The organism is Paenibacillus diazotrophicus, assembly GCF_042610465.1.
The window spans coordinates 77,629-91,967 of record NZ_JBGJZN010000005.1; the positions used below are offsets into that span (position 1 = coordinate 77,629).

Genomic DNA, 14,339 nt, shown 5'->3' on the forward strand with positions numbered 1-14,339 from the left:
GAAGCAGTGGCCTGTCTTCAGTGTATGCATCACGAAGGATAATAACAATAATCATCTGGTGCCGCAATAATCATTTTCTCTATTTATCACTATCAAATGCAATTTGTACATTTATTAGGAGTGAAATGTAATAATTCATAAGCCAGGAGGATATATGGATGTTCAGACAAGACTTCGGCCGCAAGACTGCCCGGTATAGCTTTGGGCTTGTTTTGCTTGTGATGTTTATAATGTTAAGCGCTTGCAGCGGGGAGGAGGATGCTGGCAGCGGTTCCGGTGTAGAGGTTCCGCAGATCTCCATCCTGGCACCACTCCATTTTCCCCAGACCCCTGCCAAGGATATCGTAGCAGAGATTGAGAAGCTCGCTGGAGTACGACTGCAGATCACATGGGTTCCGGAGGGTGTCTATACTGACAAAATGAATACGGCAATGGCGACCGGTTCCCTCGGTGATGTCACTTTTGTGAAGGTTACGGATTATAATTTGGTCAAAAATGCGATCCGTTCAGGGGCCTTCTGGGAGATTGGACCCTATCTTAAGGATTTCCCGAATCTGAAGCAGCTGGACCCGTCGATTCTGAACCAGACGGCTGTGGACGGCAAATTCTACGGCTTGTACACGGAGCGTCCATCCTCCAGACAAGGCATTATCATCCGCAAGGACTGGCTTGATCGTCTCCATTTGAACAAACCGCAGACGCTGGAGGAACTCTATAACGTTATCAAGCAATTCACCTACAATGATCCTGACGGCAACGGCAAACCGGATACGCTGGGCCTGGTTGACCGCAATGACCTGGTGTATGGGGTATTCAAAACTCTTAGCTCCTACTTCGGCACCCCAAATAACTGGAAGCTGGTGAACGGCCAGTTCATTCCTGAATTTGAGACGCCTGAGTATATGGATACGATGAACTTCATGAAGCAATTATACAATGAAAAGATGATGAATCAGGATTTTGCCCTGACCAGCAAGGAGGTGCAGCGGGACAAGTTCATTCGCGGCAGCGCCGGCATGTTCATAGGAAGCATGACCGATGCGCAGCGCCTCTCCATTGAGACTCAGGCTATCAATCCTGCAGCCGAGCTGACCTTGATTAACCGGATCAAAGGGCCGGATGGCTATAAGGTATGGTCCATTCCCAACTACAACGGGCTCTATCTCTTTTCCAAAAAGGCTATTGCCACAGAGAAGGAGCTCAGGGAAGTGCTCGGATTTTTTGACCGCACGATGGATAAAGATATCGCCAATCTGATGAAGTACGGTTTTGAAGGGCGGCATTATAAGCTTGAAGACAGCAAAGTGATTCTCCCGGAGGAAACCTCGCAGCTGCGTGTGAATGAGGTGAGTCCGCTCTACTCCCTGATGATCGCCGATATCGGCAACAAGAACATTATGGAGGTAGCACAAAAAGAGCAGCTGACCGCCCTCGCCGACCAGCTTAGCGAAGACAATGAGCAGTTCCTGGTTGATGATCCGACTATCAGCCTTAGCTCGCCAACCTTTGACGAAAAGAACACTGAGTTGTCTGCCATCATCGTGGATGCCACCTACAATTATATCCTGGGAAATATCACTGCCGAAGGCTTCCACCAGGAGGTAGAGAAGTGGAAGGCAAGCGGCGGCGACTTGATTATTCAGGAGTATGGGGCTGCGGAGCGGGCGGCAGCGGGGAAGTGATTGGATGCACATCGACAGATTGCCATGTTGCGGTCAGAGTGGCGATGGATCTTAGAAGCGTCTGCTAGCTTGTGAACCCATACGGACAGAGATTACATGAATTGCTCTAGTATCTATAGTTTTGGGATCAATATAATGAAATAACGTCATCTGAGTCCGAAAAGCCGGAATGCCAGTGTGTTGTCAAAAGAAAATAAGGTTCTATACTGAAAAATAAAGTGTTAGACTCAGCAAATAAAGTTGTAGACTGAGAAAATAAAGTATTAGACTCACAATGCTTCATTAAGCTAACGGGCAGATTAGTTCAATTGTAAAATGGAATACATAATAATGAACAGGGTGATTCACATGGACGTCTTGAGAAATGGTGAGATTGTACCTGGGGAAAGAATAGGAGCATTTAAGCTTGGTTGGTCCTTGAAGAGCTGGAAAATGTAATGGGTAATAAATATGAAGTTGAGAAAAGAGCCAATAGCGATGTAATAAAAACAGATACAATCTGTTTCTGGATTAATAAGAAGAACTTAGTGTTTCAAATAACAGTTTTTAAAGGCTTTGATGGTCAGTTTAAAGGCAAAATAGGTATTGGCAATACAATTTCAGATATTGAGAAATATTTTGAGAAATGTAATTATGAACTGTATGTTTACATATTTCCTAGTATCGATGGAATCTGTTTTGAACTAGAGGATGTCGAAGATATTGAAAAAGAATGGGATGCAACGACCGCACCAATTTCCTCTATTAGCGTATTCGCTCAACAGAAACTTGGGTTACACTAACGAGAAACTATAGCTCAATAATACAAAGGAAGCAGCCAATCATTATGATCGGCTGCTTTGTTAAGCTAAAGGGCAGGATAGGTTAATCGTTTAGCGAATTACTATTATGAGAAGGAATATGTACAATATCGTGAGTATCACGTTAGATGAAATTACTGCGAAGTATTAAACGGCTTAATAATAAACAACTGTGGGAGAGGTATAAATATGTTTGAAAACCTTGATTTCAGACCAGGAGTTGTTAAATGGAACTCTTATAATTTAAGTCCGGAAGATATGACTGATATTAAATGGTTAAGTGAAGATATGTTTATGGTCGAATATCCCAAGGGATACTTAATTGATGTCGGGTGGTATGGCAGATTTTCAACTCTTAACGGCGTTTTTATTATATATATTATCAAGAACACAGAATGGAGCAACCCAGTATTCAAAGAAGAATATCGGTCAGTAACAGAATTGTATGAAGGAATGAATATAGCAATCCATAAAATAAACCAGTTAATAGTGTGAAATTTGATTGAAAGTAAATTGATTCTGGCAGTAACATCATATAACACTTGAGCACTGGGCATACACTCCTCGGTCCAGCAATGATTCCGGATTTAACTAACGAGAAACGATAGTTGAATAACACAAGGAGCAGTACTGCCACGGCAGATGTTCCTTTTTTATTAAGCTATTGAGCAGATAGTTCATCGGAGATAACGAAGGAATATGTATGAAAGGTAGAAAAAATGATGGTCATTTACGAGAGAGTATATACAATGAATGATTGGTGGGATGGCCCTAAAACAGGGGTGGCTGATTATAAGGGAGCCCCACATATTTTCAACAAAAATTTCAATGAGTCGTTGGATGATTATGATGAGTATTACTTGCTCACTCCAATTACACAAGAACAGTGTCAGCTTATTATCGAAGGATATGAAATATGGAAACGATATCGGGATGCTTCTTCTGAACAACAATCACCGAGTATTTATGGTGCGTTACCAGGTGAGCATGAGCGTTACGTTGAAATTAATTCATTAACCAATTATTTATTTGAACCCTTAAGATTTACATTCAAAGTAAAAGCTTCATTCCGTCCACTCCCGACTAAATCTAGTTTGCCGTTCGGACTTATTAACTATCATGAATTTGATGTGAACTGGCTTGATTAGCAGTCTGTTGAGCCAACAGGCAGGTTAATTTATACCCGAGGATTGAACTAACGGAGAACTATTGTTCAATAGCGCAGGGGCTCCAAGTGTTAGCTTATACTCCATAAAACTTGCAATAAGTTGATATAAGAGGTTCTTAGAAACACGAATAGTTAGCAAGTTCACAAAAAAATTACGTGTTAACGAAAGGCAGCGTATGAAAACCAGTTTAGTTAATAATATGTTCAAGCAAAAATACTGGATACGATTTGAACTTGGACCAGTTGCTCTTGAGGAAAAAGCATACTTTAATGAGGTAATGCAACGCTCGAACAGCATATGTAACTTTCTCTTTTCAAAAAATGACGAAGTTCATGTGATCAATCGCATTAGCTACTTGAAAGAAAAAAGTAAGCACGAAAAACTTGATATGCACCGTTTTTTTAAAACAAAACAAACAGTAAAAAACCTAGAACACCAAGTGATTCCCTATGAATATGAAGATGATGAACAAATGGTAACCAGCGAGTATCGAGTTCGAGTGAAGTTCGAAGACATAAAAATGTCATACCTGCTAACTGCTATTGCTAATCAAGATTTTGGCAGGAAACCGCGCGTACACGGCAATGTAATGCTATTTAATTCAACCAAACAAATCTTGTTGTATATTTACGATGACCGTGGTTGTGATGTATATGGTGTGAGTAAAGAAAGCTTACTGCCATTGTATTACCAGTACCGCAGTTGGATCCTTGATTATGATCGTATACATATTGACAATGTTTTTGAAGAAGGGCTCGCAGGTGTTTTCGAGACAGAGACAGAGCGGTCAGCACGTCAATATGCCAATGAGCTAAAAGTGAAATCAACTGACATTAATCTATATAGTAATAACACTTGTCATATTTCGCACATGCTTGAGATTCCAAATGATCAGAGCAAACAGTTCGAAGAGGAAGTCGGGGGAACGGGATTCACGTTGAGGCTTCAAAGCAAAGATCAGGATACTTCCGTTTACCAAGTTACAAAGACAGAGGCGCTGGCACTTATTAATTATCAGAGTGAGCTTATGAACCTATACTCTAAAAAATATGGAGGAGTATATTGCAGCTGGGAAATAGCAGGAGCGTTCTAACTGAGCGGAATCTACAATCATTGAGCTAACGGGAAACGTTAGTTGAACGACAACAGCGGCAGTCTAAGACTTTATTTATCAAGTCTTGGTCCGCCGCTGCTTCTTTTAATTGATCAGTCTATAACTTACTTTTCAAAAGCTGACGATTCTTCAATTCAAAAACCGCGTTAAATCAACGACTCCAGTCTATTACTTTATTTTCACCGAACATGTGTTTCACAAAATAACGTCTCCTGTGTCCGCTTCACATCATGGTTCTGCTGATACCACTTGTTATTCGAGTATCAAAAGATCGTTGATTATTTTCTGTTTCTGCCAGGAATAAGCTTGCTTCTTGCCCCGTTGCAGATTCATGCGGCGGGTTTTTTCTGCTCTTCCTCCCTGCAGTGAACTGAAAACCACCCGTAAGGGAGGTGGGAGTGGTGGAGGGGAAGTTTGGAACTGTAGGAGCGTCAGCGTCCGCCTTTATGTTTGGATTTCTACCGCTAGCAACGGTCTATAATTAGAGAAATCCAAACATAACAGCGGCCGAAAGACCAAACATTCCCCGCAGCCACGCCCGCCACCTCCCAGACACTTTTTCCTTTCCCATGCCCTCGTTATCACGATAATCATTTCCCCAGAACGCCCGCAGCAAGGCCCTTTTATGAGTAAATGATTGTATTCGTAACCCTGCGGACGCTGTATTGTGAGGCTTGTAACCAATACAAGTTAAACGGAGGTCAAATTGGCATGAACAAAAAATCCTTCACCCTGCTGCTGTCCGCCCTGCTCACATTCAGCATGTTGACAGCGTGTTCAGGCAACAACAACAAGAATAATGAAGCATCCCCGAGCAATGCGGGAACCAGCGGCGGAACAGACACCGCAACTAAGGCACCGGAGCCGGAGAAACCGACAGAGATCAAGATTATGCTGCCACTGAACACATCAGAGACTCCACCGGATACGATTAAGACGGAAGTGGAGAAGTTAACGAATACGAAGCTCACTTATCAGTTCTACCCGGCGGATACGTATGAAGAGAAGCTGAACTCCTCGTTCGCTACAGGCTCTCTGCCGCAGGTTACCTATTTGAAGAATCAGACAACCTTCCTCCAGATGAAAGAATCCATCAAAGACGGACAGTTCTGGGAGATCGGGCCTTACCTGAGCGAGTTCCCTAATCTCAATAAGCTGAAGCCGGAAATCCTGAATAACACCAAAGTGGAAGGCAAGCTGTATACCCTGTATATTGGACGCCCGCTGGCACGCCAAGGCATCATTTACCGCAAAGACTGGGCGGATAAGCTGGGCCTGAAGCCACCGGCCAATGTAGATGAGCTGTTTGCTATGGCGAAGGCGTTCACTGAGCAGGATCCGGACGGCAACGGCAAAAAAGATACCACAGGTATTGTTGACCGTAACGAACTGGTCTATGGTGCATTCAAAACCGTATCCTCCTGGTTCGGCACACCGAACAACTGGGGAGAGAAGGATGGACAGCTGCAGCCAGAATTCACGTTCCCGCAATACTACGATACGATGGATTTCTTCAAAAAAGCCCGCGATGGCGGCTACATGAACCAGGATTTCGCGGCCACCAGTAAGACTGATGCTGTGAAAATGTTCGTCAGCGGTAAAGCGGGGATGTACATTGGCGGCTCGATGCAGGATATCGATACCCTGAACAAAGACCTGATTAAGAATTTCCCTAATGCCGTGCTGGATACGCACAGTATGGTTGCCGGACCGGACGGGAAGTTTGCACAATGGATGATTCCGGGCTACAACAACGTCGTGCTGTTCCCGAAATCAGCAGTCAAGGATGAGGCTGAACTGAAGAAGATTCTGGCGTTCTATGACAAGATGATGACTCCTGAGGTCGCCAACCTGATGTATTGGGGTATTGAAGGCACCCACTATACTGTCGTAGACGGCAAAGCCAAACCGGCGGATGACAAAGAATTGATCGAACGCGAGGTTAAAGGCTACAAGGACAGCGTAATTGGTGAAGCGGAGACGAATGGCATGTACCAGAGCTTGAATGTACTGCCGGGCAGACTCCACGCCGAAGAATTGCTGCTGGAGAATGTGAAGGTGGGTGTGGCGGATCCTACGGCTGCACTGGATTCACCTACGTATACTTCCAAGGGCGTTGAACTCCAACAGATTATTACAGATGCGACCTACAAATATATCTACGGACAAATTGACAAAGCCGGATTTGAAAAAGAAGTGCAGGCCTGGAAAGACCGCGGAGGCCAGAAAATTATTGATGAGTACAATGCCGTGTATAAGAAATAGGCAGTGGTTTTTTTGAGTAACTGACTACAAATGAAGCCGAAAAGGCTGCTAACAACAGGAATACAGCAGTCTTTTCGGACTCTCTTGGCGCACCGGCAGTCAGGTAACAATTATGAAGCAGAAAGGAAGAGTATTATGCAGGAAGTCTCCGCTCAGCCTGGTGTGGTTCCCGAGCTGAAGCCCAAGAGCTATAAGAGCAGCAGTGAGCTCAAAAAACGTCTGTGGAGAAACAAATTGCTCTACGTCATGCTGATCCCGGGTGTACTGTACTTTGTGATATTTAAATATTTGCCGATGTACGGGCTGATCATCTCGTTTCAGGATTACAAGCCTTACCAGGGGATAACAGGCAGTGAATGGGTGGGGCTGAAGCATTTCCACCGGTTATTTTCAGAGCCGGATTTCCTCAATATCCTGGGGAACACCTTGATTTTGTTCGGAATGAATATTTTATTTTACTTTCCGGTTCCGATTATTCTGGCGCTTATGCTGAATGAGCTGAGAGGCAGCTTTTTCAAAAGAACCTTTCAGACGCTCATCTATTTGCCCCATTTCATGTCTTGGGTTATCGTTGTTTCGATTTCATTTGTCATGGTCACGATGGACGGCGGGATTATCAACGAGCTGCTGGCTTATTTCGGCTTCGAAAAGATTAATTTCCTGCTGAGTCCCGGCTGGTTCAGGCCGATGTATATCATTCAAGTGATCTGGCGGGAAGCAGGCTGGGGGACAATTATTTATCTGGCTTCGATTGCGGCCATCGACCCCGGACTCTATGAAGCTGCACGCATGGACGGTGCCGGACGGCTCAGACAAATCTGGCATATCACCCTCCCGGCGATCCGCGGCGTTATTATTACATTGCTTATTCTGAAAATTGGTTCCGTGCTTGATCTTGGATTTGAACATGTGTATCTGTTGCTTAACTCCATGAATCGAGAAGTTGCGGAAATTATTGATACGTATGTGTACACGGCAGGACTCCGGCAAGGCCAGTTCAGCTACAGTACAGCTATCGGATTCTTCAAATCAGTGATCGGCCTGATCATGGTCATGTCGGTTAACAAATTGTCCAAGAAAATGGGCGAAGAAGGCGTTTATTGAGAACCTGCGGGAGGAATTGAAATGGTAGAAGATCGCACGATCGGCGGCAGAATTTTTTCTATTGTGAACTTTACACTGCTTGCCCTCATTACCTTGATTACCGTACTGCCGTTTGTGCACGTGGTTGCCGGCTCCTTCACCACAAGTGCTGAGATTGCGGCCAACAAGTTTGTGCTGATCCCCAAGGTGTGGAGCTTTGAGGCGTACAAATTTATTTTCTCGACTGACACCATATTTAGAGCTATGGGTGTGTCGATTGGCGTTACGCTCGTTGGTACGCTGTTCAGTATGTTCATCACTGCGCTGATGGCCTATGGCTTATCCAGAAGGGATCTGGACGGGCGCAATGTTTTTAACTTTCTTGTGGTGTTCACTATGCTGTTCCATGGCGGGATGATCCCCACCTTCCTGGTGGTGAAGGAGCTGGGCCTGATTGACTCGTATGCGGCCCTGATTCTGCCTTCGGCCATTAGTGCATTCAATATGATTATCCTGAAAAACTTTTTTCAAAATATCCCTGAAGGCCTTGAGGAATCGGCCAAAATCGACGGCTGCAACGACTTCGGCATCCTGTTCCGGATTGTACTGCCCCTGTCCTTGCCTGCGATTGCAACGATCTCCCTGTTCTACGCAGTAACCTACTGGAACACTTACATGACGGCGATCTTATATCTGGATAACAGTGCGAAATGGCCTATCCAGGTGCTGCTCCGGCAAATCGTGGTACTCGCAAGCGGAATGGACTACAGTTCCTCCCTGGATGCGACCAATCCGCCGCCGGATCAGACGATTAAGATGGCGGTTATCGTGGTAGCCACGTTACCAATTCTGATGGTCTATCCGTTCCTGCAGAAGCATTTTGCCAAGGGAGCCATGCTGGGATCAATGAAGGGCTAGCGTAGAGATAACATATATATAGTGGAAGGGGAATGGAGATGATAGGCAATCTGCCGGCAACACCTATGGAATGGGCAAAACAAGCCTGTGATTCTTTAATGGATACTTATAAAGCGGGAGAATTACCTCCAGCCCATCGCTGGCATTATCATCAGGGTGTGTTTCTATGCGGTATGGAACGATTATGGGAATCCGTCCAGGAGGACCGTTATATTGAATATATTCAGCAGTATGTGGATGATCTGGTGGATGAGAACGGCAATTTGTATTTTGCCAGAGATGAGCTGGATGCGGTTCAGGCAGGACTGCTGCTGTTCACGCTGCATGAGCGGACGGGCAAGGAGAAGTACCGGATTGCTGCCGATAAGCTGCGCAACCTGCTGCTAACGCTGAACCGGACCTCGGAAGGCGGGTACTGGCACAAGGATAAATATCCGAACCAAATGTGGCTGGATGGGCTTTATATGGCCGGAGTATTCTCTCTCAAATATGCCAATGCCTATGGGGAGACCGGTCTGCGAGAAACCGTACTGCATCAGGAGCGGCTGATGCGGAAGTATATGAAGGATGAGACCACAGGGCTCCTGTATCATGCCTGGGATGAGAGCAAGCGGATGCCCTGGGCGAACCCGCAAACCGGCTGCTCTCCAGAGTTCTGGAGCCGTTCGCTGGGCTGGTATGGCCTCGCCGTCTCGCAGTTTCTGGATCTGCTTCCTGCCGGCGATCCGGGTAGAGCGGAGCTCGGTGCCGAACTGGGCAGCTTCGTCGAAGCGCTTATCCGGTATCAGGATGGGGAGAGCGGGCTGTGGTATCAGGTGGTCGACAAAGGCGACCAGCCGGATAACTGGCTGGAGACCTCAGGCTCCTGCCTGTTCGTCTACACGATTGCCAAGGCTGTGAAGCACGGCATCGTTCCTCCCGGTGCATTGGCCGCTGCCCGCAAAGGGTATGAAGGTTTGATACGGGTGCTGCAGCAGGATGAGCAGGGCAGGCTGATTCTGCCCGACATCTGTATCGGCACATCGGCGGGGGATTACGAGAACTACGTCACCCGCCCGAAGGTCAGCAATGATCTGCACGGCGTCGGTGCACTGGTCATGGCTTGTGTGGAGATGCAGTCATTGTATGACGAGTCTGGGGCCGAGAGCTGAATGGGGGAAGGACCGAGAGCTTAGTGAGACAGAGGTAATGGGCTGAGGTATCTCTGGTCGTAACAACGGCAGAAATGCCGTTGATTGTATGGAAGGAGTGTAGCTGGTGTTTAATATTGTTGATTATGGAGCCCTGCCGGACAGTGGCGAACCCGCCACAAACGCAATTGCGGCTGCGATAGCGGCGGCGGGTGAGGCGGGCGGCGGGACGGTGCATGTTCCGGCAGGCACTTTTTTGACGGGTGCAATCCAGCTCCGGAGTCATATTGAATTGCACTTAAGTCCAGGGGCTGTGCTGTCATTTAGTACCTTGCCGCAGGACTATCCGGTGGTGGAGTCCAGATGGGAGGGCGTGAAGCGGGAGGTGCATTGCCCTTGTATTTTCGGTAAGGATTTGGTTAACATCTCCATTACCGGGAGTGGGACCATTAACGGCAACGGTGCCCCATGGTGGGAGCTTCACCGCAGTCACCCGGAGCAGCTTGACCTTCCGCGCCCGACATTAATCGGCTTCAGCGGCTGTCGTAGGGTTACCATCAAGGATGTGTCACTGACGAATTCACCGAGCTGGACCGTGAATCCAATTGGCTGCAGCAATGTGACGATTGACAATGTATCCATACTGAACCCTGCAGATTCGCCGAATACAGATGGAATTAATCCCGAATCCTGCTCGGGTGTCCATATCAGCAACTGCCACATTGATGTGGGCGATGACTGTATCGCGATCAAAGCGGGCACTGAAGACACACTGGAGCGTATACCCTGCGAGAATATCACTATCACGAACTGCACGATGGTCCACGGCCACGGGGCGGTCGTGCTCGGCAGTGAGATGAGCGGCGACATCCGTAATGTGACGATTAGCAACTGTGTGTTCAAGCAGACGGACCGTGGAATCCGCATGAAATCCAGACGCGGCCGCGGCGGGATCATCGAAGACATCCGCATCAGCAACATTGTAATGGAGGATGTCATCTGCCCTTTTACCCTTAACCTGTATTATTTCTGCGGACCGCGGGGTAAGGAGAAGTACGTCTGGGACAAAAATCCCTACCCCATCACCGCTGAAACGCCCTGTTTCCGCCGGATTCATTATGCCAATATCACAGCCCGGAATGTCCACGCCGCGGCGGGGTTCCTGTATGGACTTGCGGAGCAGCATGTCTCGGAGATTACATTCACGAACGTGGATATCTCGATGGCGAAGAATCCGGTGCCGGGAGCTCCCGATATGATGACAGGACTTGAACCGATGAAAGGCCGGGGTTTTTATCTTGGATATGTCCGGGATGTGCAATTCCATCAGGTGACGATTGAGAATCACGAAGGCCCTGCGTTCTACATTGAGAATGGGGAAGAGGTCGAGCTCATGAACTGCCGGTCCAAAAACACCGTCAAACCGGAAAAGCTGGTCGAGCGGGTTACTATCGAACCGGTCAACAGCTAAGTGGGTTGCAAGGACATGCCTTTTTCACAGCTTGGGTAAATAGAAGAGGTTTGGTTGAAAGGAACTGTGGCCCGTTTGGGGGCTACGGTTCTTTTTGTTGGGTTCTTGTTATTGGAATAAAAGGTTTCGGTGGAGAATAAAGGAAGGGTGCAGTGCAAAACCATGCTTAAGTTCAAAGGAAAAAGGTAATAGATTATAGAAGGCTTTGCAATACAGGAGAATTGAAGATATAATTAGTATCAAGTACTAATACCAGATACTAAAATATGAGGTGATCTTCTTGACAGGTGCTAAAATCACCGCAATCGGAGCTTATGTTCCGGCCCGGAGACTTACGAACAGCGATCTGGAGCAGATGGTGGATACCAATGATGAGTGGATTGTCCAGCGCACAGGAATCCGTGAACGCCGAATTAGCCGTGAGGACGAATATACCAGTGATTTATGTACAGCCGCTGTGCTGGATCTGATGAATCGTTATGGCAAAAGCATGCAGGATGTCGATATGATTCTGGTGGCTACAAGCACGCCTGACTTCCCTTTTCCTTCAGTTGCCTCCATTCTACAGAACCGTCTAGGGATTCCGTCTACTGCCGGAGCGATGGACATGAGCGCTGCATGCGCCGGATTTGTCTATGCGCTGCATACGGCCCATGCCTATGTGGCTTCCGGTCTGCACCGTAAGGTGCTGGTCTTAGGCGCGGATGCCTTGTCCAAAATCACGGACTATACCGACCGGAGCACCTGCATCCTTTTTGGTGATGGGGCTGGGGCTGTGCTGGTGGAGCGAGATGAAGAAGGGGATGACTTTGCCGGGTTCCATCTGGGCAGCGACGGCAGCGGGGCGCATCATGTGTACCGAACAGGTCTGTCGCAAAGGGTGAATGAGGTGGATCTTATCGATACTGGCAAGCTGGTGCAAAATGGCCGCGAAGTGTTCCGGTGGGCGGTACGTACTGTGCCTCAGGGTGTGCAGCATGTGTTGAACAATGCCGGACTTGGCCTGGACCAGGTAGACTGGTTCATACCGCACAGCGCGAACTTGCGGATGATTGAACCGATCTGTGAACGGTTGAATTATCCTTTTGAGCAGGCTCTGTATAGTCTTGAATATTTCGGGAATACCTCTGCCGCCAGCATTCCGCTTGCCCTGGACCTCGGGATCCGCGAAGGTAAGGTAGTGAATGGCCAGCAGATTCTGCTGTACGGTTTCGGAGCGGGACTAACGCATGCCGGTCAATTGGTAAAGCTGGCACTGGCCCCCGAAGTCTCGCCACCCACTCCTCTCTAACCGAAAAATGGCGCCCAAAATCAGAAAAACAGTGCCTTGAACCCCCACAACAAATGAGGGATTATATTATCGAAAGTATTTCGATTCGAGTTGGCTGCTTATAAGAGCAAAGTTTCGCCGGAAGGAGGCTGCTGAAAACACTAAAAGATGCTAGTTGATCGCAAGGTTTTTTGGAGGTAGCTTAGATTGAGGTTTCTTGAAGCTCCCGGATTAGCCGCTCAACCGGCTGCCGCAGGATTCGCGGACGATGAGAGCCGGTTCGACGACAAAGGAGCCGCCGCCGGATTGATTGTTGATGAGGTCGAAGAGCATATGTGCTGCGAGAATCCCCAGACGTTCTTTGTTCTGGCGGATTGTAGTTAGGGTGGGGCTGGTGTATTTGCAGGCTTCGATATCATCACAGCCAATGATAGCAACATCCTCAGGGATGCGCAGTCCATGTTCCTTCAAGGCGCGGATCGCGCCGAGGGCGAGCAGATCGGAGGCGGCGAAGACCGCTTTTGGCATGCTGCCAGTCGTGAGTAGCTGCTGCATAGCCGAGTAGCCGCTGGATTCGAAGAAGTCGTCCCCATGCACGAACCACTTACGGTTCAGGGTCAGACCGAAGCTTTCAATCGCCTTCGCATACCCGGCCTCCCTCAGATTGGAAATATCAGAGTCGGCTGTACTGCCGATGAACCCAAGCTCCCTGTGGCCAAGCAGATAGAAGTGCTCCACCACCTTGGAGGCGATCTGGAAATTGTCCGACATTACGAATCCGGACTTTGCACCTTTCAACTCCAGGTCTACTCCGATGCAGGGAATACTGCTCATATCAAGATCGCGTATCGCCGGTTCCATCTTTTGCCCGGAGATAATAACGCAGCCGTCGACATTAAAATGCAGGCAACGGGAGTAATAATCCCCGCTGCTGATGAACTTTTCGTTGGAAAAGAAGATCAGGTCGTAGCCCAGCACCCCCATCTGCTTTTTGAAGGAATTCAGCACCTCCACAAAAAAGGGATGCGTAAATTCCACATTAAGCTCACCCGCAAAAATGACCCCGATCAGATTGGACTTTTTGGTGGCCAGTGTCTTGGCGGAGTTGGAGGGGGAGTATCCGGTCTGCTCGATAATTTCCATAACCCGTTTTTTTGTTTTTTCGGAAACATCGCTGTAATTATTCATGATTTTCGAAACTGTGGAGACGGAGACACCCGCCATTTCAGCGATCTTTTTAATATTCATTTGCATGTAAATCTACCCTCCGCTTATCCGTACATTCAGCTCAAAAGACTGCTGCGCCGCGCTTATTCATGAATTTAAGTCTATTCAACTTCCCGGAGCAAGTCAAACGGTTGTTGTAAGAGAAGTGCGGGGGATGGGGCGGGTTCGATGAGGAAAAGTGTGATGGCGCGGATATTTTCGAAACCGATT

12 protein-coding genes are annotated in these 14,339 nt (G+C 47.5%); 11 read left to right on the forward strand and 1 reads right to left on the reverse strand.

What is annotated here, in order from left to right; all coding sequences use genetic code 11:
• Window positions 1–158: 158 nt before the first annotated feature.
• The 11 genes from ACAN54_RS19375 (at window position 159) to ACAN54_RS19425 (ending at window position 12,923) form a co-directional block, all read left to right on the forward strand.
• Window positions 159–1,682, forward strand: coding sequence for an extracellular solute-binding protein (locus tag ACAN54_RS19375; protein WP_379158966.1), 1,524 nt, complete (start codon window positions 159–161; stop codon window positions 1,680–1,682).
• Between the two features lie 410 nt (window positions 1,683–2,092).
• Window positions 2,093–2,464 carry a hypothetical protein gene (locus ACAN54_RS19380; RefSeq protein WP_379158969.1) on the forward strand — a complete coding sequence of 124 codons (372 nt, stop codon included), beginning with the start codon at window positions 2,093–2,095 and terminating at the stop codon, window positions 2,462–2,464.
• A gap of 207 nt (window positions 2,465–2,671) precedes the next feature.
• A complete protein-coding gene (locus ACAN54_RS19385; protein ID WP_379158972.1) occupies window positions 2,672–2,977 on the forward strand; it encodes a hypothetical protein in 306 nt (101 codons plus the stop codon).
• Between the two features lie 254 nt (window positions 2,978–3,231).
• Window positions 3,232–3,630: a hypothetical protein gene (locus ACAN54_RS19390; RefSeq protein WP_379158974.1), complete on the forward strand. Its 399-nt coding sequence runs from the start codon at window positions 3,232–3,234 to the stop codon at window positions 3,628–3,630.
• A 196-nt stretch (window positions 3,631–3,826) separates the two neighbouring features.
• Complete coding sequence (locus ACAN54_RS19395) at window positions 3,827–4,744, forward strand: DUF3885 domain-containing protein (RefSeq protein ID WP_379158977.1); 918 nt, start codon at window positions 3,827–3,829, stop codon at window positions 4,742–4,744.
• A gap of 732 nt (window positions 4,745–5,476) precedes the next feature.
• The gene (locus tag ACAN54_RS19400; RefSeq protein WP_379158980.1) at window positions 5,477–7,030 is read left to right on the forward strand and encodes an extracellular solute-binding protein; all 1,554 of its coding nucleotides are present in this window, start codon (window positions 5,477–5,479) and stop codon (window positions 7,028–7,030) included.
• A 135-nt stretch (window positions 7,031–7,165) separates the two neighbouring features.
• Complete coding sequence (locus ACAN54_RS19405) at window positions 7,166–8,134, forward strand: ABC transporter permease (protein WP_379158983.1); 969 nt, start codon at window positions 7,166–7,168, stop codon at window positions 8,132–8,134.
• A 21-nt stretch (window positions 8,135–8,155) separates the two neighbouring features.
• Entirely contained in the window at window positions 8,156–9,031 is an 876-nt protein-coding gene (locus ACAN54_RS19410) for a carbohydrate ABC transporter permease (RefSeq protein WP_379158986.1), read from the forward strand.
• A 38-nt stretch (window positions 9,032–9,069) separates the two neighbouring features.
• A complete protein-coding gene (locus ACAN54_RS19415; protein WP_379158989.1) occupies window positions 9,070–10,182 on the forward strand; it encodes a glycoside hydrolase family 88/105 protein in 1,113 nt (370 codons plus the stop codon).
• Between the two features lie 106 nt (window positions 10,183–10,288).
• Complete coding sequence (locus ACAN54_RS19420) at window positions 10,289–11,632, forward strand: glycoside hydrolase family 28 protein (protein ID WP_379158992.1); 1,344 nt, start codon at window positions 10,289–10,291, stop codon at window positions 11,630–11,632.
• Between the two features lie 280 nt (window positions 11,633–11,912).
• Complete coding sequence (locus ACAN54_RS19425; protein WP_379158995.1) at window positions 11,913–12,923, forward strand: ketoacyl-ACP synthase III; 1,011 nt, start codon at window positions 11,913–11,915, stop codon at window positions 12,921–12,923.
• 210 nt (window positions 12,924–13,133) lie between these two features.
• Here the strand turns inward: ACAN54_RS19425 and ACAN54_RS19430 are convergent, their stop codons facing one another.
• Entirely contained in the window at window positions 13,134–14,150 is a 1,017-nt protein-coding gene (locus ACAN54_RS19430) for a LacI family DNA-binding transcriptional regulator (protein ID WP_379159862.1), read from the reverse strand.
• Between the last annotated feature and the right edge of the window lie 189 nt (window positions 14,151–14,339).